We start from the raw sequence: 25954 nt of genomic DNA on the forward strand, positions 1-25954 counted from the left end.
TAATTATTTAATAAACGATTCTATGGTGAGCATTCGCTTGGCCACGGCCACACGACCCGAGCGGGCAAATTCCAGCAGACCATAGCCTTTGAGAATTTCGAGTAGTTCTTGTGTTTGTTCTTTGTGTCCGGTGAGTTCGAGCACCACAAAATCCGGCTCAGCCGCGATGATCTTGGCATTGTGCTGCCGGATGATTTTTTCCAAGCCTCCATCCAATCGGGAAACCGGAATCTTGTAAAGCGCGATTTCCTGATAGACCACGCCTTCATCTTCATGGTAGAAAGCTTTGATCACGTCGATGATTTTTTCGATCTGATTGACGAGTTGGATGACCGTGTCTTCGTTGACCGTTACCTCGATGGTGATCCGGTGAATTCCCGGAATTCGACTCTCAGAGGCCGTGAGTGCATCGATATTGATTCCACGACGGGTAAAAATGATCGTGATGCGGTTGAGAATTCCGATAAAGTTCTCGGTAATGACGAAAATGGTATATCTCTTCATAGGGTTGGATTAGCTAAGTCTGACTTCCTCCACGGAACATCCGGTGGCGATCATAGGGAATACATTGTCTTCTTTTTCTACGACCACTTCAAGGAAAAATGGGCCATCATGGATCAGCATATCTTCTATGGCTTCCTGAAGATCTTGACGCTCGGTTACTTTCTGAGATTTAATGTTGTACGCCTCGGCGATCTTGACAAAGTCAGGATTATCCAGCTCGGTGAATGAATAGCGCTTGTCAAAAAACAACTGCTGCCACTGCCGAACCATACCGAGATAATTATTATTGAGAAGAACAATTTTGACCGGTGCCTTGGTCTGCATGATGGTGCCTAGCTCTTGAATGGTCATCTGGATTCCCCCATCTCCGACTACGCAAATCACCTGTCGGGAATAATCGTACATCTGAGCTCCAAGTGCTGCCGGCAAGGCAAAACCCATCGTGCCCAAACCTCCAGAAGTCACCTGAGTTCTGGGCTTTTTGTAATGGAAATACCTCCAGGCAATCATCTGATGCTGACCAACATCCGTCACCAGCACTGCATCATCTGCCTTGTACTGATTAATCTGATGGATGACTTCACCCATGGTCAATCCCACTTTGGTAGGGGTAAGATCATGCTGAACAACAGCCGCTTTTTCCTGCTGCTCGAGTTCACGGAATTTACCCATCCAAGCTTCATGCTTTTTTGCTGTGATGGCCTCAGTCAGCATGGCTAAACTTTCCCGGCAATCTCCCTGAACAGCCACGGTAGCTTTTACATTTTTATTGATTTCTGCCGGATCAAGTTCTAAGTGAATGACTTTGGCCTGCTTGGCATATCGTTTTAAATCACCGGTTACGCGATCATCAAACCGCATTCCCACGGCGATTAATACATCGCACTGATTTGTTAAAAGATTGGGCGCATAATTACCATGCATTCCCAGCTTTCCGACGAAATTAGGATGTTCTTCAGAAAGTGCACCTGAACCCAGGAGTGTGGAAGCAGCCGGAATTCCGGATTTGTCCAAGAAAAACTTGAGCTCGGATTCTGCTTTTCCCAAAACTACCCCCTGACCAAAAAGGAGATAAGGCCTTTCCGCCTGATTGATCAGTTCGGCAGCTTCTTTAATGGCTGACTGATCTATAGGGTGATGAGTTTTATACGATCTAAAGCCCAAACAAGGCACATAATTGAACTCTCCGAAATCGACCTGGGCATTTTTGGTAATATCGATCAACACAGGCCCGGGACGACCGGATCTGGCTATATAAAATCCTTTGGCAATCGCCGGTGCAATATCTTCCACCCTTCTTACCTGAAAATTCCACTTTGTACCCGGCATAGATATCCCGACTACGTCAGTTTCCTGAAAAGCATCGGTACCCAATAAGTGTGCGGCCACCTGACCGGTGATACAGACTAAAGGTGTGCTGTCAATCTGCGCATCAGCCAAACCCGTAATCAAATTGGTGGCGCCGGGGCCTGAGGTAGCAAGGCAGACTCCGACTTTGCCTGAGACTCGGGCATAACCTTGAGCAGCATGAATGGCTCCCTGCTCGTGGCGGGTGAGCACATGCTTGATCTGATCATGATAGTCATACAACGCATCATAGACCGGCATGATTGCACCTCCGGGATACCCGAAGATCAGCTCGGCCTGCTCAGCGATCAGCGAGCGCACGACGATGTCGGCTCCTCTCATCATGTCCTTCATAGGCTTTAGAATTTATCCGTAACGCACCCTTCGGATGCAGTAGCTACTAGTTTGTTGTACTTCTTGAGGGTTCCCTGAAGTCCCTCGATCGGCTTGGGAGACCAAGATTTTTTGCGTTCCGCAAATTCTGCTTCGGTGACCTCTACCGATAGCTTGAAATTGTCCGCATCGATCGTGATGATATCCCCATCCTTCAGCAGACCAATCGGCCCACCACACCAAGCTTCGGGCGTCACGTGGCCCACGACAAATCCGTGAGTGCCTCCAGAAAATCGCCCATCTGTGATCAAGGCCACGTCCGAACCCAACCCTGCACCAATGATCATCGAAGTAGGCTTTAGCATTTCCGGCATCCCCGGTGCTCCTTTTGGACCGACATTTCGGATGACTACTACATCGCCTGCTTTTACTTTATGATCCCGGATGGCTTCATTGGCTTCCAATTCAGAATCAAAAACCACCGCAGGACCTGTGAAAGCCGTCCCTTCTTTTCCGGTGATTTTGGATACCGCACCTTCTGGGGCGAGATTTCCTTTCAGAATACAGAGATGACCTGACTTTTTGATTGGGGTCTCCAGTGGATGAATCACATTGACCATCGATGGCACAATAGGATCGATGTTCGCTAGGTTTTCTGCCACGGTCTTCCCGGTCACGGTGATGCAATCCCCATGGAGAAATCCATTGTTGAGCAGGTATTTCATAAATGCAGGAAGCCCGCCTTGCTCGTAGAGATCCTCCATCATGAATTTGCCCGAAGGTTTGAAATCACCAATGAGTGGTGTTTTGGCATTGATTGCTTTGAAATCTTCCAGGGTGAATTCTACACCTGCGGTACGAGCAATCGCCAGGATGTGCAAAACAGCATTGGTACTTCCGCCAAGGGCAATCGCAACTGTTACCGCATTTTCGATGCTTTTGCGTGTGACGATATCTTTTGGTTTGATATCTTTTTCCAGAAGGATACGCATATACTTATTGACATCCTGACACTCCTTCAGCTTTTCGGCTGAGTTTGCCGGATTGGAGGAGGAATAAGGAAGAGACATTCCCATGGCTTCGATCGCAGAGGACATGGTATTGGCCGTGTACATTCCACCGCAGGCCCCTTTTCCCGGACAGGAATTACGGATCACCCCATCATAATCTTCATCGGAAATAGTGCCTTGGATTCTTTTCCCAAAAGCTTCAAAAGCGGAAACGATATTGAGTTTTTCACCTTTGTAATTTCCGGAAGCAATGGTTCCCCCATAGACCATAATGGCCGGCCGGTTAATTCTCAACATCCCCATCACTGCGCCGGGCATATTTTTATCGCAACCCGCTACTGCTACACAACCATCAAAGGAGTGTCCCAGAATAAAGGACTCAATCGAGTCAGCAATGATATCTCTGGAAACCAACGAATACCGCATCCCAAGCGTACCCATGGAGGTGCCGTCAGAAATCCCGATGGTATTAAAAACCAAACCGGTCAGATCATATTCCTGAGAGGAAGCTTTGATCAGACCGGCAAAGTCATTGAGGTGCATATTGCAGGGATTGCTTTCATAGCCGCAGCTCGCTATCCCCACAAAGGGTTGTTTCATTTTTTTATCTGACAAGCCAGTGGCATACAGCATGGCTTTTCCTGCCGGATGCTCGTCGTTGTCGCTGATTTCCCAACTGTACTTTTTGAGATTGTTCTGGGTCATAGGTCTGGTAAATAAAAAAAGTGCCTCAGGTTAGTGAGGCACTTTAGATTTTATATGCTGGATAGTATATGGTCTAGTGCCTCACTTCGAAAATCCGATGAGAATAATAAAGCTTAGCAGGACGACCAATGGATACATAGCGTGGTTTGAGAGAATATGCTTCGTTGACGAATCACATGACAATATTAAAACTCAAATCCGAGACTTACAATATTTAATTCTTCACTTAGGAATATTTACAGTTAATAAAATTGGGCTTAAAGTTTTTTTTTGAAATTTAATTTCTTTTTTTAGTAAAATTCAAAATCATTATTTAGAAATTCTTGCAATTTCGGGCTAAGACCAAAATTTTGTATCGATTTTCTTATTCTTCAAATTTTTCTAAAAAAGACCTGCTTTTTTTTAAGATAAAAATTGATATAATGTCAATTTTCCAATAAATACAGAAATGATTAGAGAATCTTCAATATCCATTTGAGAGTATTCACAGCCGATAATTCGGTTAATTTTGTCCAAACTGATTAATCGATGATTTCATTTCCAAACGCCAAAATCAACCTAGGTCTCCATATCACTTCCAAAAGAAAGGATGGATACCACGAAATCGAAACCTGTATGGTGCCGATCCCACTTTTTGATGCGTTGGAAATGATTGTGGACAAGAAACCAAGCTGGTCCTCTTCGGGATTATCTATCCCTGGAGAGCCCAAAGACAACCTGATCCTTAAGGCCGAAAAACTGATCAAAAAAGACTTTCAAGGTTTACCCAATCTCAACATCCATCTGCACAAAAACATCCCCATGGGTGCAGGGCTCGGAGGAGGCTCGGCCGATGGTGCTTTTGCCTTGAAGTTGATGAACAATCTCTTTGACCTGCACTTGGATGATTTCTTTCTGGAAGAATATGCCGTCGAACTAGGAAGTGACTGCCCTTTTTTCATCGAAAATACGCCAAAGATCGCCCGCGGCCGAGGTGAAATCCTGGAGTCCATCGACCTTTCATTAAAGGGAAGCTATCTCGTTTTGATCAATCCGGGTATCCACGTAGGTACCAAGGAAGCTTATGCAGGGGTTACTCCCGCGCCTCCAAAAGTAAAACTCGAGGAGGTATTGTCGGACCGAAGTCGCTGGAAAGCTGAACTGGTGAATGATTTTGAGCCCAGCATTTTCAAAAACCATCCGGAAATCGCCGAAATCAAGAAAAAAATGTATTCCGACGGAGCATATTATGCAGCCATGTCCGGATCGGGATCGAGTGTGTTTGGATTATTTGACAACCAACCTTCTGAAATAGAATTTTCAGATCAATATTTTAGATTTGAAAGTTTTTTGTAAATATCTCAAGACTAATTGGTTGTAAATTGAAAATGATTTTATATTTGTAATCTATAAATATAAATCACAATGGCCACCTTCACCAGTACACTACCTGACGATCTCCTTCAGCGACTTGCTGACTACGCCAAGAAGCTTTCTCTGCCCAAAAATAAATTGATAGAGAATGCACTGAACCTCTACCTGGATCACCTCAAGAGGGCCGAGTATGCCAAATCTTATCGACAGGCAGCACAGGATGAAGACATTCTGATGGTAGCTGAAGAAGGAATGGACGACTACTTGAAGCAGATCGAAGATGAGGCAGGGTGAAATCTGGATGTCAGATCTGAATCCAGTCATCGGATCTGAACAAGCTGGCAGAAGACCAGTAGTCATCCTAAGCGGCAACTTGATGAATAAATTTCTGCAAGTGGTGATTACAGCGCCTCTTACTTCCAAAATCAAAAACTATCAGGGAAATCCTATTTTAACTCCTTCTCCTGTGAATGGGCTAAAGCTGGAGTCTGAACTGATGGTTTTTCATATCCGATCCCTTTCCAAAAATAGATTGATCGAAAAAATCGGAGAAATCTCCAAAGAGGAATTGCAGAAGGCACTTGCTACACTTCAAGATATCACGACGCTTTGATTTTCAACTAATTACTTTGGGGGTTTTTCTCCGCTTGTTCCAGTAATTCAATACCGGATAGATCAGAACCGAGATCAGAATTATCAAGGTGCCCAAATAAAACTGAGGAGTCATTTTTTCACTTTCTCCAAAAACCATCACCGCCAGCAAAATCCCATAGACTGGCTCCAAATTGATCGTCAAATTGATCGAGAAAACCGGAAGGCGCTTCATTAGGTCCACGGAAACCGAAAAGGCATAGACCGTACAAACACCTGCCAAAATCAACAACCAGAACCAATCCATTCCTCTCCAAGCCCACTGAATCGGAGTTCCATCAGTAAGAAACGCGGCATAAATCGGCATAAAAAGCAGGGCAAAAAGGGACGCTGACGCCATTTCATAAAGCGTGATTTGATACGGCGTATGACGCAAAGTCAATCGACCATTCAGCACGGAGAAAAGAGCCCCCAGAAAGGCTGACATCAAAGCCATGGACAATCCGACCCAATAACCTGTCTCAAATTGAAAAATCACCAGCAAGCCCGAAATCACCATCAGTCCAAGCGCGACCTCATACCACTTTATTTTGGTTCGGTTGACCATCGGTTCCACAAAGGCAGTCCAAAGGGAAGTAGTGGCCATACCTGCCAAGCACACTGAGGCAGTCGAAAGTCGTGCTGACCAGAAAAAGAAAATCCAGTGGAGCGAAATCAACACCCCTACTCCGGCGATTTTGAGCAATTCGGGTGGGGTGACGATCATGGATTTTTTCCTTAAAATCATGACCAAAGCCACGCCAATGGTGGCAATCCCCGTCCTGTAAAACACCAGCTCCAATGAAGGCAAACTGATGAGTAATCCCAAAATGGCGGTAAAACCCCAAATCAATACAATAAAATGGAGAAGCAAATAGTCTTTGAAAGATCCAGACTGCATCTACCTCGGAACTGTTTTATAGAGCAGCAAACCCGTGAGCGCAAAAACAATATTGGGAAGCCAAACCGCCAATATCGGAAATTGGGTACCGGCCTCGGCAAATGTCCTTGAAAGAATAAATAAGAGAATATAAATAAAGGCCAATAAAAATCCCATTGCGATTTGAAACCCAGAACCCCCGCGTGTTTTTCTGGCAGACATAATTACCCCGATAAAAGTAAGAATTAGCGCAGCGAATGGGGACATAAACCGAACATAGCGTTCGATTCGGTAATAACTCACATTATCGGCGCCACGGTCCTCCAATATTTTGATCTGCTTACTTAATTCCGGAAGTTTTAACGTCTCATGATGATTTTCGGGCAAATTGAAATCTGTGGGAGTAATAGAAAGAACCGTGTCTAATTCAGAGCCAACTTGATAATCCTCTCCGTACTCCTTTAAAACGCGAAGCCTCCAGTTTTCGAGCCTCCATACATTTTTCGCTGTATCCCACTGGATCCGATCAGACGAAAGCTTGGACAGCAGTTGGCCATCACGGATTTCCTCCAAGGTAAATTGGTATCCCGTATTTCCATGTCTATAAAATCTACTGATATAAGCATAGGCATCTGGTCCTACTTTGATATGAATGTTCGGATCAGTGGAAGCCTGTCCTTTTTCAAGGTATTGAATTTTAAAAGCACTTACTCCTGCTGTAGCACCGGGAAGCACCCATCCATTCAATAAAAAACTGATTGCTCCGATCATAGAGGCGGCTATCAAGAAAGGCCGAAGCATCCTCATAAAACTCACCCCAGAACTCAAAATGGCAACTATTTCAGTTCTACCGGCCATTTTGGAAGTTATGAAAATCACTGCGATAAAGACCGTAATGGGTGTAAGCAGGTTATTAAGATATAACCCATAATTCCCCATGTACATCAGGATATCCTTGGTCGGTACTTGATTCCGAATGTAGGTGTCATTTTTCTCTGTAAAATCCAAAACCAATACCACCAGAATCAGCATGACCACTACAAAAAAATAGGTCTTCAAAAATTCCTTAATGATCAGTTTGTCGAGGATCTTCATATATCAGAGTCGTGTACTAACCTTCTTTACCATCGCATCCTTCCAAACGCCAAAATCTCCCGAAAGGATATGTTCACGTGCCTGCCCTACCAGCCATAAGTAAAAAGATAAGTTATGAATGGAGGCAATCTGAGCCGCAAGAATCTCTTTGGAAACGGTCAGGTGCCGAAGATATGCTTTGGAATAAAAGGAACTTGCATAATTCCCAATCAACGGATCGATTGGACTGAAATCATCCTTCCACTTCTCATTTCTGATATTAATGATGCCTTCGGAGGTGAAAAGCATTCCGTTTCGGGCATTTCGGGTCGGCATCACACAGTCAAACATATCGACTCCCAAGGCGATGCATTCAAGAATATTGGCCGGAGTGCCTACCCCCATGAGGTACCGTGGCTTGTCAGCTGGCAAAATCTCTGTGACCAACTCCGTCATTTCGTACATCATTTCGGCTGGTTCTCCCACGGACAATCCCCCTATAGCATTGCCCTCTCTACCTTGGGCGGCAATGAATTCAGCACTTTGCTTACGCAAATCTTTGTACACCGAGCCCTGAACGATCGGAAAAAGCGTCTGATGGTAACCGTACTTTCCCTCCGTAGCATCAAACCGATCGATGCACCGCTTTAGCCAACGATGAGTCATATCCATGGAATTTCGGGCATAGCCGTATTCGCAGGGATAAGGCGTGCACTCATCAAAAGCCATGATAATATCCGCTCCAATAGTCCGCTGAATATCCATCACATTTTCCGGAGTAAAGTTATGCTTGGATCCGTCTATATGTGATTTGAAGGTCACGCCTTCTTCTTTGATTTTACGGGTTCCGGCAAGGGAAAAAACCTGATAACCTCCCGAATCTGTCAAAATCGGCCGATCCCAACCATTAAATTTATGAAGTCCGCCTGCTTTTTCCAGAATATCCAATCCAGGACGTAGGTAGAGGTGATACGTGTTTCCCAGAATAATTTGAGCCTGAATATCTTCTTTCAATTCCCGCTGATGGACCGCCTTCACAGTACCCGCAGTACCTACCGGCATAAAAATCGGAGTATTTATAAGTCCATGATCAGTTTGAATCTGACCGGCACGAGCCTGGGATTGGGAATCTTTTTTCTCTAATGTAAACTTCATTCTAATAATAATCAGGACTGTAGTGATGATCTACAACTTGCCCGGTTTAGCCTGCAAAAATATCCACTTATTCTTAAATGACTTGCTGAAATTGATTTTATATTTGCCCAGCAAAATCGACCTATGGGCCTATTTTTACTTTGGTTTTTCTTTGGCATCGGCGTTATCATTCAAGGGGTTTACCTTTTAATGATATTTGGACGGACGGCCTGGTTTAAATCCACTTCCAAGTCATCATCTAACCAGCAACCTGAAGAGGGAGTAACTGTCCTTGTGGCTGCCCATAATGAATTCCAAAACCTCAAGACACTCATCCCCAAGCTTTTCGAACAGGATTACCCCAAGTTTGACGTGATGATCGTCAATGACCGAAGCACCGATCGGACCAAGCGATTGCTTGAAGAAATGATGGCCAAGTACCCAAAACTTCGATCAGTCACCATCAAATACACCCCCAATCACGTCACTTCCAAAAAATTTGCACTTACACTTGGTATCAAAGTGGCCAAAAATGACGTCATACTCCTGACAGATGCAGACTGTGTCCCTAATTCTGATCAATGGATAAGAAAAATGACCGCACCGGTAAGGCAAGAAGGAAAAACATTTGCGATTGGCTATTCAGGCTATCAGGAAAAGTCTGGGCAGCTGAATCGTTGGATTCAGTTTGAAACTATTCTTACTGCATTGTTTTATCTGTCATTTGGTCTTTGGAAAGCTCCATTTATGGGTATTGGCAGAAACCTTTGCTACCGAAAAAGTTTCTTTATGGAAGTTAAGGCATTCAAAGGTCTCTGGCATTTGGAGGGTGGGGATGATGATCTTTTTGTGAATAATTATGCGACCGGCAAAAATGCTGCTATCGTCATCGATCCAGCCGCAACGACGGTGTCTGTTCCTAAGGAAACCTGGAAAGAATATTTGGTTCAGAAAAAACGCCATCTTCACGCCGGGAAATATTACCGAGGAGAAGACAAACGAAAAATCGGCATCTTTTCCATGTCCCATGCACTATTTTGGGTAGGAGGATTCGGATTGCTGATTTATTTTGGAATCGGCATGCAATGGGAACATTTTTCGGCTGTTTTGGGTATTATTCTTCTAAGGTCTGTTTTGATGATGAGTGTTTTCAACTCTGCAGCCAAAACGATCCAGGGAAAAGCTCCCAAAATGAATCCAATCCTGAATGACCTTTTTTACTTAGGTTATTTTTGGGTTTTAGGATCTGTATCCTATCAGGCAAAAGATATCCAATGGAAATAAACGAGCGCGGTTTTTCAAATAAAGCACTAGAAGACTTTGACTTGATCGACAAGGCAGTCCTAGAAAAAGATCAATCAGCCTACGCCACGCTGATGAAGCGGTATAAAAAGGCCGTTTATTTCATGATTCTCAAGATGATCCGTGATGCAGACGATGCCGAAGATCTGACCATGGAGGCTTTTGCCAAGGCTTTTCGGAATCTGGAGCGCTTCAAAAAGGACTACACTTTTTCCACTTGGCTATTCCGGATTGCGACAAACAACACCATCGACTTTATCCGAAAGAAAAAGCTCAAAACCATGAGTCTCAATACCACCATGTCTGATGATGGAGGTAATTCGGTCAATATCGATGTGGAAGACGACGACAACAATCCACAGGATGAATTTATCCGCTCTCAGCGAATCGAGATGGTGCGGATATTCGTCGATAAACTCCCTGCCAAGTACAGAAAACTCGTTCAACTTCGCTATTTCGATGAACTTTCTTACGAGGAGATCGCCCAAGAACTTGACAAGCCCTTGGGAACCGTAAAAGCGCAGCTTCACCGCTCAAGAGAACTTCTGTACGAAATTGCCTCCGGCAAAGAAAAACACATCTGATGAATTCTGGCACCCATTTGATTTTATCCTATTTTCCTGACCTTACTGAAAAGCAGGTCTTGCAGTTTGACCGTTTGCAAGAACTGTACGAGGACTGGAATGCCAAAATCAATGTAATCAGCCGCAAAGACATGGAGCAGTTTTATGTGCACCATGTACTTCATTCCTTGGGGATTGCAAAAGTGATGAGATTTCAGCCGGGCACCAAAGTCCTGGACATCGGTACAGGCGGTGGTTTTCCGGGGATCCCTTTGGCAATTCTTTTCCCAGATACGCACTTCCACTTGGTAGATTCCATTGGAAAAAAAATCAACGTCGTCAAGGAAGTAGCCAAAGCGCTCAAACTTGGCAATGTGGAGGCACAGCAGGCCCGAGCAGAATCTTTGGTACGAAAATATGACTTCGTGATCAGTCGGGCGGTAACCCGCATGATCAATTTTTATCCCTGGGTCAAGGGAAAAATCAAGCGGGAAGACTTCAACGAATTCCAAAATGGGATCCTTTACCTGAAAGGTGGGGATGTAGATGAAGAAATGGAAGAACTCGACAAATCCTATGTCACCTATCACCTAAGCGACTACTTCAAGGAAGAATTTTTCGAGACTAAAAAAGTGGTCTATATGCCTTGGGAGGATAAGAGGTAAAGATTCTTTTTTTTTATTATATGATTGTCCGCAATTATGCCAGTTGCATTATTTTATTTGTTAAGCTGGTTGGAAGACCGATGACCGAAGACCGAAGCTTCCGATTCTGATCCTTTTAGCGGTCAATTAGCCGTATTTTTGTTGATACTGGTAAGAAAGCGGATTAACAGCTTCCTTTTTTTAGCTCCTTTCTAGAATGATTTCTTCATCATTCACTTCTCAGAGCGATGCACTTGTTGCTTCCCTAATAGTATCATTTCCTCAACAATTCTACTCCAATTATTTTTCCAACATTATTTAACAAAATAGTCGTTCTATTTTTGAAAAATAATTACTAAACTTCAAGTATCAAAGTGACCATCAGTATATCATAAGGTAACTGTCGATTTTTATCGAAAGACCCAACTTGGATTGAACGAATTTTTGATTTGATCAGGATCAGAACCAGGCGAAGAAAGTATTGATGACACCGCATTTTCTTAAAAATATTGATAGCCAAAAGTCAGATGTGATTTAAAGTAACAACACGCAATTTTCAACCTAACAGGATTCCTAATATTTCCATTCAACCCTAGGCATTTTCATCTTTTCAATGAATCCTACACACAAGGATGATCTGGTCATGAATTTTGAATGGATTCCGGTTTTAGTCATTGATTTTATAGTTTAAAAATAGACCACTGAAAAAATGAAATTTCTACTTTCATTCCTTCTGCTTGCCACCACTTTTGCTTTGCAAGCCCAATCCAAACTTACTATTCGGGGAACGGTGAAAGACACCACCAATCTCCCGCTTGACTACACCTCTGTCCTGCTACTCAGTCCCACAGACTCTGCCTTGGTGGCTTACACTTTGACAAACAAGGCAGGAGAATACCAATTCAAAAACGTCGATCGGCAACCCCTATTGATCAAAGCGACTTATATGGGCTACATCCCCTTCCAAAAAGAATTGGCACTACCTCAAACAGATGTTTTGGACGTGGAAGAGATTACCTTAACGCCTATTCTTCAAGAACTCTACGAGGTGGTAGTGAAAGCTGCTAAGGCGCCCCTCATGATGCGCGGAGACACCCTTGAATATGATGCCAGCAAATTTAAAGTGCCGCCTGGAGCGACTTTGGAAGACCTATTGCGCAAGCTACCCGGAATTCAGATCGATGTAGATGGAAATATTGTAGCCCAAGGACAGCAAGTTCAGAAAGTAACGGTGGATGGGAGACGGTTTTTTGGCGGAAATACGAAAATGGCCACGCAAAACTTGAATGCAGAGTCGATAAGCAAGCTTCAGCTTTTCGATGACAAGTCAGAACAGTCAAAACTCACCGGAGTCGAGGATGGGGTTAAAGAAAAAACCCTAAACGTCGAGCTGAAGGAGGAAGCTAAAAAAGGAGGTTTTGGGAAAATTTCTGCGGCTGGAGGGACAGACGGGCGATGGTCTTCAAATGCATCTTATAATAAGTTTGACAAAGTAAACCAGTTTTCAATCATCGGATACGGCAACAATGTCAACCAAACAGGACTGAGTTGGGATGACCTTCAGGAGTTTCGGGGGAGCGGAGCGTTCCAATTTGGCGATACTGGCGATTTCGGGTTTAATGGAAGTGGTGGTGTGACTTTTATTTCCTTTTCGGGAGGGGACCGGGAAGAATCCTTCGAAATCCCGTTCAATAACCTCAGCTCTGGTTTTTCCAATAACCAAGCGATCGGAGTCAATTATAATCGCCTGAAAGACAAAAAAGATTTCAGCGGCAACTATTTCTACAGCCGAAGTGACCAAATCATCGAAAGCTTTAATAGCAGAACCAACTTTCTTCAGAACAATGCCTCCTTTACATCCACTGACCAGAGTTTACAAAACAACGTTGCCGGTCATCATCGGGCAAATCTTCGTTTTCAAAACGAACTTGACAGCGCCAATACCCTCACCATTAATGCAAAAGGAAGGTTTAGCACACTCACTACCTCCTTGGCCAGTTTTCAGGAGCTGATACGCAGTAGTACAGAGCAAAGTCAAATGGAGCGTGACAATCAATCGAACAGGTGGTCAGGTGCCTTTCAGGGTACTGCAATCTTTAGGCATAAATTCCAGAAAAGCGGCAGAAACTTTGCCGCAAGTATGAGTAACACCTACAGCAACGCAGACCAGGATGGAATCCAAAAATCCATCGTGGATCTCGTCAACTCCACAGACCCAAATACTTATTTTAGAAATTTAGACCAGGTAAACCAAGCATTGAATAGTTCCAACGTGTTCAAGTCAAGTTTGCTTTATGTGGAGCCTATTAAAAAAATCTTTTTTTGGGAAACCTTCTACAATTTCAGCCAATCTATAAGCGAAATAAACCGGAAAGTATTCGATTTGGAGTCCAGCGATACCCGGGAGCTGAATCCTGATCTTAGCCGGTTTTTTGACAACACCATCACCTACAACAGAGTGGGTTCCAGTATCCGATATGCCAACAAAGGCTCTAACCTAAGTGTGGGTTTGGCAGCCTCCAACTACCGATTGAACGGGCAGTTTTCAGTCGTAAAAGAGGGTGAGATTCTTGGCCGGGTGGACAAAAGTTACCTCAATCTCACGCCAAACTTGTCCTACTGGAAAACGATGAAGGGCAACAAACGGATCAACGCAGGCTACTCGATGGGTGTCGCTCCGCCGAACATTTCCGATCTACAACCCTTCAAGGACATTTCCAATCCCTTGTATATCCGTGAAGGAAATCCCGATCTACAGCCGGAAGTAACCCATTCTTTCAATACCGGCTACAACATGTATGATCCTGCAACCTTTATAAATTTCCAGTTTTCATTGAATTCGACTTTCTACCAGAGCCAAGTAGTCCAAAACCAAACCATAGACCCCGAAACCTTTGTTACGACATTCACTTCGGGAAACGTTTCGGGTGGACAGCGGTATTTTTCCTATATAGGTTTTGGGTTTCCTATCGTGAAAACAAAATTTAACGCATACTTAACAGCCAATCCATCTTACACTAAAAGTCTTGCCCTGATCAACTCCCTGGAGACAGAAACAAATACCCTGAGCCATAACCTTGGCGTAAATTTAGATTTGACTCCAACAGAATGGCTGAGTCTGTATGCTGGCACCTCGTTCCGCCTGAGCAAAACCAAATACGAACAGAATCCCGCCCAAAACCAGGATATCCTTAACCTGAACGCCTACACGAATATGAATGTCAAGCTTCCCAAAAATTTCTACTTTGACATGAAGTTCACCTACAGCCGGTTTGAAAACGAAAGTTTCGGATTTAACCAGGAAGTCCCCATACTAAATGCATTTGTCTATAAACTTCTCGGTGAAGCTAAAAAATGGGAAGTAAGGCTATCTGCCTATGACATCTTCAAGCAAAATCAAACCATCAGTCAGTTTGCCGGGCAAAACTTCGTATCCACCGGACGAATTGAAACGTTGTCAAGATATTTCCTACTCGGAGTGACTTACAACATGCGGGGAGTTGAAGTGAAAAAAAATAGATAATTCAAACTAGCAGGCGACCTTAAAAATCATGAAACTAAAATTTCTAAAAACCATTTTGCTGCTCCTGATTGCTACAGGACTTAGAGCCCAAAATATAGTGGGTGAGGTAGAATACCGCTATAAGATTTTCTATGATAAAATCTATTCCAGTCTACCCCACCTGACCCAGCAGGAAAGGGATAGAATTCAACTCACCTGGAATAATCCTGAAGGCTACAGTACTCGGATGAAGCTTCAGTTTTGGCCAGAAAAAAGTATCTACACCTACGGCGAACCTTATGAAGTGCGCAGCTACTCTTGGCAAGTAGAAGACTATTTCATTGAAAACAATCTCCAAGATCAAACCTTTCTGAAGTACATGGATCAGATGGGCAAAACCTATGTGGTTCGTGGAAATCTAAACCCTCCCAAATGGAGAGTGATGAACGAAATACGGGATATTCTCGGGCATATGTGCATGAAAGCGGTGAGCGAAGACCCTGTCAAAGGCCAAAAGATCACGGCATGGTTTGCCTCAGACATTCCTGTCCCCATCGGTCCTGAGGAACAATTCGGGCTTCCGGGTTTGATTTTAGCCTATGACATCAACGACGGCATGCTCATCGTGGAAGCTGAAAAAATTACTTTCGGGGAACCGGAAAAAATCATCACTCTTCCCAAAAAAATGAAGGGAAAAGAAGTATCCGGTAATGAATATCAAGATCTCGTGAAGAAATTTATTCAAACTTCGATCGAAAGCAAGCAAGCTTGGATGTGGGGATTAAGGTATTGATGAGGCAGTAAAAACTCCAGCATGGATAAAGCATAAAAATTACCGGGCATTATTCCATCCTGTGGACTGAGATTGAAATCTTTCAGGATTATGCGCTATTCTGCCAGTAGATGAATATTCTCCAGATATTAGGCTTGATGCTTCGACGGCGCTCAGCACAAGCGAACGATGTCGGAAGCCCGAAGAAGTCCAAGAATTGGCTTTTACCAGTTCTTTTGAACCTGAAAGAAGGTTACTGGCAAATTTCCGTCCATCCAAAAAATCTTTTCCCAAATTTTAAATTTGATTTAGCTATGGATCCCCGGTTTTTTTGGGATTTCAGACACCTTTACCACGGTAAAAATCTGTACAAATTCAAAATACAACTTGGACAATTTCAAAATTCAATTTAAATATTTATTTGATTATCAAGTACTTGAGTACATTCGCAAGAAAACCAGGTTCTTGGATTTTTATTTGCGACAATTCCCGCCAATCGATTTTTTGCTTGGGCATAATCCCCTAATTTGAGGCCTCATTTCCCCAAGAAGTATGTATATCATTTTTGATACCGAGACCACCGGTTTGCCACGGGATTACAATGCACCCATGTCCGATGTGGACAACTGGCCGAGACTTGTTCAGATCGCCTGGCAGTTGCATGACGCCCGAGGCCGATTACTTTCCAACCACAATTACATCATTAGGCCAGAGGGTTTTACCATCCCCTACAATGCTGAAAAAGTGCACGGCATCTCCACCAAGCGTGCCTTGGCAGAAGGTCACGACCTTAAGGAAATTCTTCAGGTGTTCCGCGAAGATGTAGTTCAGGCCAAATTCTTGGTGGGCCACAACATAGGTTTTGATATCAATGTGGTGGGTTCGGAATATTTACGAGCTGAGCTGGTAATGCCACTTGAAAGTAAAGCCGAACTCGACACCAAGGATATTTCCACGGATTTCTGTGCCCTCCCTGGAGGTAAAGGAGGGAAATACAAGTGGCCGACTCTGACCGAACTCCACAAAAAACTTTTCGGAGTCGGCTTTGATGACGCGCACGATGCGGCCTATGACGTGGACGCTACCGCCCGCTGCTTTTTTGGTTTGATCACGCAGGGAGTTCAAAAACCAGAACCTGGAATTTTGCTCGAGGAAGTCCTCTATGAAGCGCCCAAGCTGGCCGAAGCCAATTTTGTCCAAGCTAAAGACGAGCAAAAAGCGGCCAAAGACATTCTTAAGCAGGCCGGAAAAGCAGATATTTCTGACCTGGCGGAAGTTCCATTTACCCATCTTCATGTCCATACCCAATACTCGGTACTCCAAGCGACCTCCGAAATACCTGCCATCGTAGCCAAAGCTAAATCCATGGGGATGTCTGCCATTGCGATGACCGATCACGGCAACATGATGGGAGCCTTTCACTTTGTGAAAGAGGCAATGGGAAAAGAGCTCAAACCCATTTTAGGATGTGAGTTCAATCTGTGCCGAGACCGGAAAAACAAAGCCAATAAGGATGACGGCTACCAAACCGTCCTGATTGCCAAAAACAAAGCCGGCTACCACAACTTAGCCAAATTGGCCTCTTACGCCAATATTGAGGGATTTTACTACGTACCAAGAATTGACAAAGAGGTACTGGTCCAATACAAAGGAGACCTGATTGCCACCACGGGAGGACTTTGGGGTGAAATTCCCTATTTGATTCTGAATGTCGGTGAAACTCAGGCGGAGGAAGCATTCCTTTGGTGGAGAGAGCAGTTTGGTGAAGACTTTTATGTCGAGCTCAATCGACATGGGATTCCTGAGGAGGAAAAAGTAAACGAGGTTCTCCTTGAGTTTGCGAAGCGATACCAGGTCAAGTATTTCGCTGCAAACAACACCTATTACAATGACAAAGGTGATGCAAAAGCCCATGACATTTTGCTCTGCGTGAAGGATGGCGAATTGGTAGAAAAGCCCAAAAAGTATATCGGAAAGCGGGGCCGGGAATTCCGGTATGGCTTCCCCAATGATGAATTTTACCTCAAGAGTCCCGAGGAAATGAAAAAGCTTTTCGCAGATCTTCCTGAGGCAATCGCTTGTACTCAAGAAATTGTGGACAAATGTGAGGCTTATAAATTAGCGAGGGAAGTCCTGCTTCCCAAGTTTGACATTCCTGAGGAATTTAGGCATCCGGAGGATGAGGTCGATGGAGGGAAAAGAGGAGAAAATGCCTATCTGCGCTTTTTGACTTATGAAGGGGCAAAAAAACGCTACAAAGAAATCACTCCTGAAATCCAAGAACGATTGGATTTTGAATTGGCTACGATCGAAAAGACCGGCTATCCGGGTTACTTTTTGATTGTCCAGGACTTTACCCGCGCCGCTCGGGATATGGGCGTTTCGGTGGGGCCTGGACGGGGCTCTGCGGCGGGTTCTGCAGTGGCATATTGTGTAGGCATCACCAATGTAGATCCGATCGAATACGATCTACTCTTCGAAAGATTCCTCAATCCGGACCGGGTTTCACTTCCCGATATTGATATTGACTTCGACGACGAAGGCCGCCAGGATGTAATCGATTATGTGATCAAAAAGTATGGCTCAAACCAAGTCGCTCAGATCATCACTTATGGCACCATGGCGGCCAAATCAGCCATTAGAGATACGGCAAGGGTATTGAATTTGCCACTTGCCGAAGCTGGAAGGCTAGCCAATTTGGTTCCAGACATCAAACTCAAAACACTTTTTGAATTAGCGAAAAACCGTACTGCTCTCCAAGACAAGCTCAAAGGACAAGGGGAACTTCTCCAAAAAGCGGAAGAATTGTTACGCATTGCTCAAGGTCAAGATGAATCTGCCAAGACTGTAAATCAAGCTGCAGTCCTTGAAGGATCGGTAAGAAACACCGGTATTCATGCGTGTGGGGTTATTATTACCCCAGCTGACATAACCAATTATGTACCGGTGGCCTTGGCTAAGGATTCAGATATGGTCTGTACCCAGTTTGACAACTCAGTCGTGGAATCTGCGGGACTGTTGAAAATGGACTTTTTGGGGCTAAAAACCCTTACGCTGATCAAAGATGCCATTAAGATTGTGAAAGAACGGCATGGAACATTACTCGATGCGGATGTTTTTCCAATAGATGATGTAAAGACTTACGAACTCTTCCAACGAGGTGAAACGGTCGGCATCTTCCAGTACGAAAGTCCCGGAATGCAAAAATACATGCGTGAACTGAAGCCCACAGTTTTTGCTGATTTGATCGCGATGAATGCCCTCTACCGTCCGGGACCTTTGGCTTATATCCCTTCATTCATCAAGCGAAAGCATGGCCAAGAGCCAATTACCTACGACTTGGACGACATGAAGGAGTACTTGGAGGAAACCTACGGGATCACCGTCTACCAAGAACAGGTCATGCTTTTGTCCCAAAAATTGGCGGGATTTACCAAAGGTGAGGCGGACGTCCTGAGAAAAGCAATGGGTAAAAAGCAGAAGGATGTACTGGACAAGATGAAACCCAAATTTGTCGAGCAGGCAGCCGCCAAAGGACATGAACCTAAAAAGCTGGAAAAAATCTGGACCGACTGGGAAGCCTTTGCCTCTTATGCGTTCAACAAGTCCCACTCCACCTGCTATGCGTGGATCGCCTATCAGACCGCCTATCTGAAGGCCCATTACCCTGCCGAATACATGGCCTCTGTACTTAGCAACAACATGAATGACATCACGCAGGTGACCTTTTTCATGGAAGAATGTAAGCGGATGGGAATTCCTGTATTGGGTCCGGATGTCAATGAATCCAAAAGTGGATTTACCGTAAATGCAGCTGGAGAGATTCGTTTTGGAATGGCTGCCATCAAAGGGGCCGGAGCAGGAGCTGTGGATGAAATCATCAAGGAAAGGGAAAAAAATGGGCCATATAAAAACATTTTCGACTTCGCGAAGCGGGTGAATTCCCGTGCATTGAATAAAAAAACCATGGAAGCTTTGGCCATGGCAGGAAGTTTTGACTGCTTTAAGGAGCACCATCGAAGACAATACTTAGAAGCTCCAGACGGGGATGTGACCCTTATCGAAAAGGCTACGAAATATGCTCAAAAGGTTCAGCAGGAAGAAGACAGCGCCCAGGTGAGCCTATTTGGAGGAGGGGGAGGAAATGCTGAAATCCCTTTGCCATCTGTAGCACCAATCGAGCCGTTTTCCCAAATCCAACAACTGAATATCGAAAAAGAAGTGGTAGGACTTTTCATCTCCGGCCATCCCTTAGATCAATATAAGCTGGAAATCGAGTCATTTACGAATACTCCGCTGACCGCTTTGGCCGATTTGGACAGCCTGAAGGGCAGGAATGAATTAAGGATGGCAGGTTCGGTTTCAAGCTTTGCCCACCGTACCACCAAAAACGGAAAACCATTTGGGACACTTACCCTGGAGGATTACCACGGTTCGTTTACCTTTTTCATTTTTGGCGACGACTATGTGAAGTTCAAGCAGTACTTCATGACCGGATGGTTTTTGTTTTTGACTGGAAAAGTCGAACAAAAAAAGTGGGGGAATGAAAATGAAGTGGAATTCAAGATCAGCAGCATTTCACTTCTCAGTGAGGTCAGAGGAAAGATGATCAAAGGGCTCAAGGTCAATATCAATTTGGACGATTTGACTTATGATCTAATGGAAAAGCTAGAAGCTATCACCACGAAATATAAAGGAGATGCAAAGCTTTATATTGAGGTCAATGACCAAAGAGAAAATATTACGCTGGAGCTTTTCTCCAAAAAATACACCATCGATCCGAGTGCCGATATGATCCAAGAGCTTAAACAATTACCTGAGGTAGTTTACAAAGTAGTGGATCGCTAAATTCTGTTGATTGGTTATAGATTTAGTCGATGAGACATAGAGAATTTATTGATTTCGGCAGGAACTTATTCTAAATCAATCGGCTTAAGCTGATATATTTGAAAACAGAACTTTATTAATTCAAGAATACAATGGGAAAAGCAATTGAAATAACCGACGCTAACTTTGAAGAGATCGTCGCAGGGGATAAACCTGTATTGGTAGACTTCTGGGCAGAATGGTGTGGTCCTTGTAAAATGATCGGCCCGGTAGTGGAGCAGATGGCGGCAGAATACGAAGGAAAAGCAGTAATCGGTAAAGTGGACGTGGACTCCAATCCATCCGTGGCGCAAGCATTCGGTATCCGCTCTATCCCAACCTTGCTTTTTTTCAAGGACGGAAAAATCGTCGACAAGCAAGTCGGTGCTGTTCCAAAAGCAGTCTTGGCACAAAAGCTAGACGCACAACTTTAATTCTTAATTACACTTAGATCGAAAGCCGTAAAGAACTCTTTGCGGCTTTTTTTTAACCTTTTTTTCCGAAATCTAATCTGAAAACAGTACAATAGACACCGATTGCTTTTCATTAGGGGTGGTTCTTCTTTTCTTATGTCATCATTCAATAAAGGTATCTTAGCAGATATGCCCATCTCGGGATACAAATCCGATCACGAATAATAAAATCATAGTATAGAAAAAATTAAATAACTAAGGCTTGGAAAATCGAAATACTTTTTTTTTATTACGACCGTTCAACACTTTAACTTATATATTTATAAAAAAACTAAGAATTTTAGCAAAACCACTGTTTTTATTGGTTTTCGTTGGAGCGATGTCGGTGACATTTGGATCGGTGGCAGCGGATTGCTGTCAGGCAAATGACAATGGGTGTTTTGATCGATTTGGTACAAAATACGATTTTGATAGGCCGGGACCAGTTTGTGGGCCTGTAGATGTTTAATCCATTTCAAGTAATTGCGCACGAAATCGTGCGCAATTTTTTCATTTTCACAACATATGAACTTCAAAATTACATTATCAATTATTGCAATCGCCATTATACTCGCTCCTGCTTGCTCAAAAAAACGCACAGAACAGGAAACTATCCAACTCAAATCTGAGAAGATTTACTTTGAGGAATTGAAAATGCCGATGAAAATCCGGTTCAAAAATGGGAAATTGTTGGTTTCTGAAAATTCTCGTATTACTCCTGGTTTACCTCTGATCCATGTATTGGATACTTTTAACATGTCCTACCTGTTTTCACAGGGAAAAACAGGTTTCGGACCGGGGGAGATTTCTAATGCTTCAGACTTTGACCTAGGAAGCAAGGATTCCACATTTTGGGTTTATAGCTCAATGGAGAAGCGGATCAGTGAGTTTTCTCTTTTTGAACAGTCCGACCTTGCAATGCATCAAATCAAGCAGCCAGTAAATTTCTTTAAAGCATATTCCTGCCTGTTTCTCACAGATTCAACATTTTTGGGTACGTTTGTGGATTCCCCTCATCGCTTCGTAGAATTTGGACTTACCGGTGATTTTGAAAGAGGTTACGGATCTTTGGAGAATTTCACCGATCGTACCGACCTAGACAATTTCAATCTTTCCCAGATTAATTCAGGATGGTTCAATTCAAATCCTGAGAAAACCATTTTTGCCATCGCATCTATCTATTATGACAAAATAGATGTGTTTGACGCCAGAACCAAAGAATTCAAAACGATCTATGGACCAGATCCGGAAGTTTTTGAATTTGAACTTCATCAAGAAGCAAGTGGGTCTACAGTTATTTGGGCTTGGGATGCCCCATACCAATACCGGGATATAGAGATTACCGAGGATAGAATTTATGCGCTCTATGGGGGCATTAGTGAGCCAGCGATAAAAAAGACTTCAGAGGTTGCAAAAATCTTACGCGTTTACGACTTGGACGGGAATATGATTGAGCAGTATGAGTTAGATCGATCATTCCGCAGTATTGCCTTAGATATAGAAAATAAAAAATTATACGGTATTACCACAGACTCTGACCCAGGCATTGCCATCTATTCATTGCCTCAGTAATATTTCTTAAGGAGTCTGGAAAGGCAAGCTTGTGAAGTCTTAAATGCTTCCTCAATCCAAAAGCTAGACGCACAACTTTAATTCTTAATTACACTTAGATCGAAAGCCGTAAAGAACTCTTTGCGGCTTTTTTTATATTCATCGCTCAAATGGCCGAGCAACTTATTTCTCTAAACGACTTCTGGAAACTTCGCAAGCAAATCCCCTTGATCGATGCACGAAGCGAGGGGGAATTTGGGCAAAGCCAGATTCCGGGTTCTTTCAACCTACCCATACTGACCAATGAAGAACGGGTAAAAGTAGGAACCCTATACAAAGAAAAAGGCGCTCTGGAAGCTACCTTAAAGGGTTTTGAACTTGTGGGTCCTCGATTTCACCAAATTCAAAAAGAGGCACTGGATAGATTTCCCGGCCGCCAAGCGATTGTCTACTGTTGGAGAGGAGGCATGCGGAGTCAGATCCTATCTTGGCTACTTTCTATGGTGGGCTTTGAAATTTTCAGACTCAAAGGAGGGTACAAAACCTACCGAACCTACACCTTTGAAAAAGTGAGGGAAACGTATCCTTTATTGGTTTTGGGAGGAAAAACCGGGACCGGAAAAACCGTACTACTTAAAAAACTAAAAGAATCCGGAGAACAGGTCATTGACTTGGAAGGTCTCGCCCATCACAAAGGTTCCTCTTTCGGCTCGATCGGCCAATTACCTCAACCCAGTGTGGAGCAATTTGAAAATCATTTAGCAGAGGAATTGCGGACCACCGACTCAAGCATTCCGATCTGGGTAGAAAATGAAAGCAGAAAAATAGGCAGAGTAATCATTCCTGACCGCTTCTATGAGCAAATGATCAACTCCCCACTGTTGGAAATCCATAAAACAGAAAACGAACGGATCGAACATATTGCAGAGGAGTACGGACAGCTTCCTGAATCTGAATTGATCGCTGCAGTAAAACGCCTCCAAAAGCGATTGGGGGGACTAAGGACCCAACAAGCCATTTTGGATATACAGGTTAAAAATCATCCCTCTTGGATCTCAAATCTGTTGGTTTACTACGACAAAACCTATGATTTTGATTTGCATAGACATGAAGCAAGCAAAACAGTTCATATGGACCTGTCAGGTCTTCCGGTAGGCAACCAAGTTCAACTTTTATTGAATACTAAGAACAAATTTTATGGAATCCCCACAAATTAGACTCACCGAGTGGAGCGAAGGTTCAGGCTGCGGTTGCAAAATTGCCCCTGCTATTTTGGATCAAATCCTGTCCTCCAGTGGTTCATTTTCTCAGATTGACCCCAACCTTCTGGTTGGTAACTCCCAAAAAGATGATGCCGCAGTGTATCAGATTTCGGAGGATATGGCATTCATTAATACAGTAGATTTTTTTACACCAATTGTAGACGATCCTTTTGATTTTGGAAGAATTGCTGCTGCCAATGCAATCTCCGATGTGTATGCCATGGGTGGTAAACCCATTTTCGCAAATGCCATATTGAGTTGGCCAGTGGAAAAAATAGCACCAGAATTGGCTGCAAAAGTCCTGGAAGGAGCAAAACGCATCTGCAAACAGGCGGGAATTGAATTAGCAGGCGGGCATTCTATTGCAGCAAAAGATCCGATTTTTGGACTTTCGGTTAATGGGATAATTCATCCTAAAAAAATAAAGACCAACCAAGAAAGTAAAGAGGGTGATCTATTGTATATCACCAAGCCAATTGGGATTGGAGTATTAGCCACTGCACTCAAGCGTCAGAAAATTTCAGAAAAGGATTATGTGAATTTGCTGGATACCACTTGTAGCCTTAATTCCATTGGTGAGATTCTTGGGAACCATGAGGAAGTTCATGCCATGACCGACGTGACAGGTTTTGGCCTTTTGGGTCATTTAATAGAAATGGCAGAAGGTGCAAATCTTTCCGCTCAAGTTGACTTAGCCAAATTACCCTTGATCGAAGGTATTCAAGACTATATTAACCAGTTTATTTTTCCTGACAATACTTATAGAAACTGGAATGCCTTTAACTCCAAAGTCACTGGAGTAAAAGGTATGGATCTAGTCAAACTTTGTGATCCCCAAACCAGCGGAGGACTGTTGATTTCCGTTTCGCCAGAAAATAAAGAATGGTTTGAGTCAACCATGGCAAAACATAATCAGCCCTTCTGGGAGATTGGAGATTTTTTCACCAAAGGCCAGTTTGTAGTAGAGGTGGTTTCTTAATAGCTGAAAATCAAGGTAAATTGGGTATAACCAATCACCCAATGCCATGTATTTCAAAAAACTATTTATGCCTTGCTTATCCATTTTGATAAGCTATTCGGCATGGTCACAAACACCAGAAAACGTGACTAGCGAGCTCGTTATCCTTAATGTAAAGACAGGAGAAGAAAAATCTATCCTGAAGGAGAAACGACATTTCGAAGCACCAAATTGGTCCCGAGATGGCAAATACCTGTTAATTAATTCCCGTGGATTAATCGAAAAGATTGATCTAACCGGCAAGAACCTCGGACAATTACATCCAGAGTTAATCACCTCTGCCAACAATGATCACGGAATAAGCCTTGATGGAAAAACACTCATTTTTAGCAAAAACGACAAAGGCTTAGGCTCAAGAATTTATACTATTCCAATAGAAGGAGGAAAACCGGAACTTATTACACCTCTTTACCCAAGCTATTGGCATGGGATTAGTCCAGATGGGAAATTTCTAGCCTACTGTGCCGAAAGGAATGGTCAATGGGATGTGTACATCATCCCTAGTACGGGCGGTGAAGAAATAAGACTAACCAATTCAGATGGCCTTGATGACGGACCCGAATATTCCTATGATGGCCAATGGATCTATTTTAATTCACACCGAACAGGCCGAATGCAAGTCTATCGAATGAAACCAGATGGAAGTGGCCAAGAACAGTTGACTTTTGATGAATATGATAATTGGTTCCCTCATCCATCACCAGACAATCGGTCAATAGTATACATCTCCTATCTGGAAGATCAAAAGGGGGCTCATCCTTTTGGGAAAGATGTAAAGCTAAGAATTATGGATATGGCCACGAAAGAAATAAAAGACCTTACACGTGTTTTTTATGGAGGCCAAGGCACGATTAATGTCCATAGTTGGAGTCCTGAGGGCAATTGGATAGCTTATGTGCGCTATCATAAACCATAAAACGAAAAGGTCCTTAAAACAAAAAAGCCTTCAGGGATTAGCTGAAGGCTTTGAATAATGTGGCGGCGACCTACTCTCCCGGGAGTAACCCCAGTACCATCGGCGCTGCAGGGCTTAACTTCTCTGTTCGGGATGG

At 43.5% G+C, this 25954-nt stretch carries 21 protein-coding genes and 1 rRNA gene; 15 read left to right on the forward strand and 7 right to left on the reverse strand.

Annotated features, from left to right (window positions below):
- Nucleotides 1-3: 3 nt before the first annotated feature.
- Genes ilvN through ilvD form a run of 3 tightly spaced genes read right to left on the reverse strand, consistent with a single transcriptional unit; the run spans nt 4 to nt 3899 of the window.
- The gene (gene ilvN, locus CLV31_RS20150; protein WP_111394888.1) at nt 4-504 is read right to left on the reverse strand and encodes an acetolactate synthase small subunit; all 501 of its coding nucleotides are present in this window, start codon (nt 502-504) and stop codon (nt 4-6) included.
- Between the two features lie 9 nt (nt 505-513).
- On the reverse strand, nt 514-2196 hold the full coding sequence (gene ilvB, locus CLV31_RS20155) for a biosynthetic-type acetolactate synthase large subunit (protein ID WP_111394913.1): 1683 nt from the start codon (nt 2194-2196) through the stop codon (nt 514-516).
- 14 nt (nt 2197-2210) lie between these two features.
- Nucleotides 2211-3899 carry a dihydroxy-acid dehydratase gene (ilvD, locus tag CLV31_RS20160; protein ID WP_111394889.1) on the reverse strand — a complete coding sequence of 563 codons (1689 nt, stop codon included), beginning with the start codon at nt 3897-3899 and terminating at the stop codon, nt 2211-2213.
- 528 nt (nt 3900-4427) lie between these two features.
- Between ilvD and ispE the strand changes: the two genes are divergently transcribed.
- The 3 genes from ispE to CLV31_RS20175 all read left to right on the forward strand — a co-directional run bounded on the left by ispE (nt 4428) and on the right by CLV31_RS20175 (nt 5865).
- On the forward strand, nt 4428-5234 hold the full coding sequence (gene ispE / locus CLV31_RS20165; protein WP_111394890.1) for a 4-(cytidine 5'-diphospho)-2-C-methyl-D-erythritol kinase: 807 nt from the start codon (nt 4428-4430) through the stop codon (nt 5232-5234).
- A 69-nt stretch (nt 5235-5303) separates the two neighbouring features.
- Nucleotides 5304-5546: a ribbon-helix-helix domain-containing protein gene (locus CLV31_RS20170; protein WP_111394891.1), complete on the forward strand. Its 243-nt coding sequence runs from the start codon at nt 5304-5306 to the stop codon at nt 5544-5546.
- Nucleotides 5547-5553: 7 nt separating this feature from the next.
- A complete protein-coding gene (locus CLV31_RS20175) occupies nt 5554-5865 on the forward strand; it encodes a type II toxin-antitoxin system PemK/MazF family toxin (RefSeq protein ID WP_245943455.1) in 312 nt (103 codons plus the stop codon).
- A 3-nt stretch (nt 5866-5868) separates the two neighbouring features.
- On the opposite strand, the gene CLV31_RS20180 is transcribed toward CLV31_RS20175, so the two are convergent.
- The 3 genes from CLV31_RS20180 to tgt are packed head-to-tail and all read right to left on the reverse strand — an operon-like array spanning nt 5869 to nt 8991.
- Nucleotides 5869-6783 carry a DMT family transporter gene (locus tag CLV31_RS20180; protein ID WP_111394893.1) on the reverse strand — a complete coding sequence of 305 codons (915 nt, stop codon included), beginning with the start codon at nt 6781-6783 and terminating at the stop codon, nt 5869-5871.
- Complete coding sequence (locus CLV31_RS20185; RefSeq protein WP_111394894.1) at nt 6784-7857, reverse strand: LptF/LptG family permease; 1074 nt, start codon at nt 7855-7857, stop codon at nt 6784-6786.
- Nucleotides 7858-7860: 3 nt separating this feature from the next.
- Nucleotides 7861-8991, reverse strand: coding sequence for a tRNA guanosine(34) transglycosylase Tgt (gene tgt, locus CLV31_RS20190; protein ID WP_111394895.1), 1131 nt, complete (start codon nt 8989-8991; stop codon nt 7861-7863).
- Nucleotides 8992-9114: 123 nt separating this feature from the next.
- Between tgt and CLV31_RS20195 the strand changes: the two genes are divergently transcribed.
- The 12 genes from CLV31_RS20195 to CLV31_RS20255 all read left to right on the forward strand — a co-directional run bounded on the left by CLV31_RS20195 (nt 9115) and on the right by CLV31_RS20255 (nt 25818).
- Nucleotides 9115-10254, forward strand: coding sequence for a glycosyltransferase (locus CLV31_RS20195; protein ID WP_111394896.1), 1140 nt, complete (start codon nt 9115-9117; stop codon nt 10252-10254).
- Nucleotides 10245-10856, forward strand: coding sequence for an RNA polymerase sigma factor (locus tag CLV31_RS20200; protein ID WP_111394897.1), 612 nt, complete (start codon nt 10245-10247; stop codon nt 10854-10856). Before CLV31_RS20195 ends, CLV31_RS20200 begins: the two co-directional genes overlap by 10 nt.
- Entirely contained in the window at nt 10856-11500 is a 645-nt protein-coding gene (gene rsmG / locus CLV31_RS20205; protein ID WP_111394898.1) for a 16S rRNA (guanine(527)-N(7))-methyltransferase RsmG, read from the forward strand. The genes CLV31_RS20200 and rsmG overlap by 1 nt, the downstream gene beginning before the upstream one ends.
- A gap of 688 nt (nt 11501-12188) precedes the next feature.
- Entirely contained in the window at nt 12189-15002 is a 2814-nt protein-coding gene (locus CLV31_RS20210) for an outer membrane beta-barrel family protein (protein ID WP_111394899.1), read from the forward strand.
- A gap of 28 nt (nt 15003-15030) precedes the next feature.
- Nucleotides 15031-15774 (forward strand): GLPGLI family protein, encoded by a 744-nt coding sequence (locus CLV31_RS20215; RefSeq protein ID WP_111394900.1) that lies wholly within the window; start codon nt 15031-15033, stop codon nt 15772-15774.
- A gap of 110 nt (nt 15775-15884) precedes the next feature.
- Nucleotides 15885-16166: a hypothetical protein gene (locus CLV31_RS21890; protein ID WP_111394901.1), complete on the forward strand. Its 282-nt coding sequence runs from the start codon at nt 15885-15887 to the stop codon at nt 16164-16166.
- Nucleotides 16167-16305: 139 nt separating this feature from the next.
- Nucleotides 16306-20601: a DNA polymerase III subunit alpha gene (gene dnaE / locus CLV31_RS20225; RefSeq protein WP_111394902.1), complete on the forward strand. Its 4296-nt coding sequence runs from the start codon at nt 16306-16308 to the stop codon at nt 20599-20601.
- Between the two features lie 131 nt (nt 20602-20732).
- Entirely contained in the window at nt 20733-21053 is a 321-nt protein-coding gene (trxA, locus tag CLV31_RS20230; RefSeq protein WP_111394903.1) for a thioredoxin, read from the forward strand.
- Between the two features lie 543 nt (nt 21054-21596).
- Nucleotides 21597-22643, forward strand: a complete 1047-nt coding sequence (locus CLV31_RS20240) for a BF3164 family lipoprotein (RefSeq protein WP_111394905.1) — start codon at nt 21597-21599, stop codon at nt 22641-22643.
- A gap of 149 nt (nt 22644-22792) precedes the next feature.
- Nucleotides 22793-23839, forward strand: coding sequence for a tRNA 2-selenouridine(34) synthase MnmH (gene mnmH / locus CLV31_RS20245; RefSeq protein ID WP_111394906.1), 1047 nt, complete (start codon nt 22793-22795; stop codon nt 23837-23839).
- A complete protein-coding gene (gene selD / locus CLV31_RS20250; RefSeq protein ID WP_111394907.1) occupies nt 23820-24863 on the forward strand; it encodes a selenide, water dikinase SelD in 1044 nt (347 codons plus the stop codon). Before mnmH ends, selD begins: the two co-directional genes overlap by 20 nt.
- A gap of 46 nt (nt 24864-24909) precedes the next feature.
- Nucleotides 24910-25818, forward strand: a complete 909-nt coding sequence (locus CLV31_RS20255) for a TolB family protein (RefSeq protein WP_111394908.1) — start codon at nt 24910-24912, stop codon at nt 25816-25818.
- Between the two features lie 57 nt (nt 25819-25875).
- Here CLV31_RS20255 and rrf read toward each other — a convergent pair.
- Nucleotides 25876-25954, reverse strand: a 5S ribosomal RNA gene (rrf, locus tag CLV31_RS20260); the annotation flags it as partial.

This window comes from Algoriphagus aquaeductus (assembly GCF_003253485.1).
Lineage (GTDB): Bacteria > Bacteroidota > Bacteroidia > Cytophagales > Cyclobacteriaceae > Algoriphagus > Algoriphagus aquaeductus.

Excerpts from the sequence above, each read along its gene's own strand:
- ilvN (WP_111394888.1), bottom strand. The coding sequence starts at position 504 with ATGAAGAGATATACCATTTTCGTCATTACCGAGAACTTTATCGGAATT.
- ilvB (WP_111394913.1), bottom strand. The coding sequence starts at position 2,196 with ATGATGAGAGGAGCCGACATCGTCGTGCGCTCGCTGATCGCTGAGCAG.
- ilvD (WP_111394889.1), bottom strand. The coding sequence starts at position 3,899 with ATGACCCAGAACAATCTCAAAAAGTACAGTTGGGAAATCAGCGACAAC.
- ispE (WP_111394890.1), top strand. The coding sequence starts at position 4,428 with ATGATTTCATTTCCAAACGCCAAAATCAACCTAGGTCTCCATATCACT.
- CLV31_RS20170 (WP_111394891.1), top strand. The coding sequence starts at position 5,304 with ATGGCCACCTTCACCAGTACACTACCTGACGATCTCCTTCAGCGACTT.
- CLV31_RS20175 (WP_245943455.1), top strand. The coding sequence starts at position 5,554 with ATGTCAGATCTGAATCCAGTCATCGGATCTGAACAAGCTGGCAGAAGA.
- CLV31_RS20180 (WP_111394893.1), bottom strand. The coding sequence starts at position 6,783 with ATGCAGTCTGGATCTTTCAAAGACTATTTGCTTCTCCATTTTATTGTA.
- CLV31_RS20185 (WP_111394894.1), bottom strand. The coding sequence starts at position 7,857 with ATGAAGATCCTCGACAAACTGATCATTAAGGAATTTTTGAAGACCTAT.
- tgt (WP_111394895.1), bottom strand. The coding sequence starts at position 8,991 with ATGAAGTTTACATTAGAGAAAAAAGATTCCCAATCCCAGGCTCGTGCC.
- CLV31_RS20195 (WP_111394896.1), top strand. The coding sequence starts at position 9,115 with ATGGGCCTATTTTTACTTTGGTTTTTCTTTGGCATCGGCGTTATCATT.
- CLV31_RS20200 (WP_111394897.1), top strand. The coding sequence starts at position 10,245 with ATGGAAATAAACGAGCGCGGTTTTTCAAATAAAGCACTAGAAGACTTT.
- rsmG (WP_111394898.1), top strand. The coding sequence starts at position 10,856 with ATGAATTCTGGCACCCATTTGATTTTATCCTATTTTCCTGACCTTACT.
- CLV31_RS20210 (WP_111394899.1), top strand. The coding sequence starts at position 12,189 with ATGAAATTTCTACTTTCATTCCTTCTGCTTGCCACCACTTTTGCTTTG.
- CLV31_RS20215 (WP_111394900.1), top strand. The coding sequence starts at position 15,031 with ATGAAACTAAAATTTCTAAAAACCATTTTGCTGCTCCTGATTGCTACA.
- CLV31_RS21890 (WP_111394901.1), top strand. The coding sequence starts at position 15,885 with ATGAATATTCTCCAGATATTAGGCTTGATGCTTCGACGGCGCTCAGCA.
- dnaE (WP_111394902.1), top strand. The coding sequence starts at position 16,306 with ATGTATATCATTTTTGATACCGAGACCACCGGTTTGCCACGGGATTAC.
- trxA (WP_111394903.1), top strand. The coding sequence starts at position 20,733 with ATGGGAAAAGCAATTGAAATAACCGACGCTAACTTTGAAGAGATCGTC.
- CLV31_RS20240 (WP_111394905.1), top strand. The coding sequence starts at position 21,597 with ATGAACTTCAAAATTACATTATCAATTATTGCAATCGCCATTATACTC.
- mnmH (WP_111394906.1), top strand. The coding sequence starts at position 22,793 with ATGGCCGAGCAACTTATTTCTCTAAACGACTTCTGGAAACTTCGCAAG.
- selD (WP_111394907.1), top strand. The coding sequence starts at position 23,820 with ATGGAATCCCCACAAATTAGACTCACCGAGTGGAGCGAAGGTTCAGGC.
- CLV31_RS20255 (WP_111394908.1), top strand. The coding sequence starts at position 24,910 with ATGTATTTCAAAAAACTATTTATGCCTTGCTTATCCATTTTGATAAGC.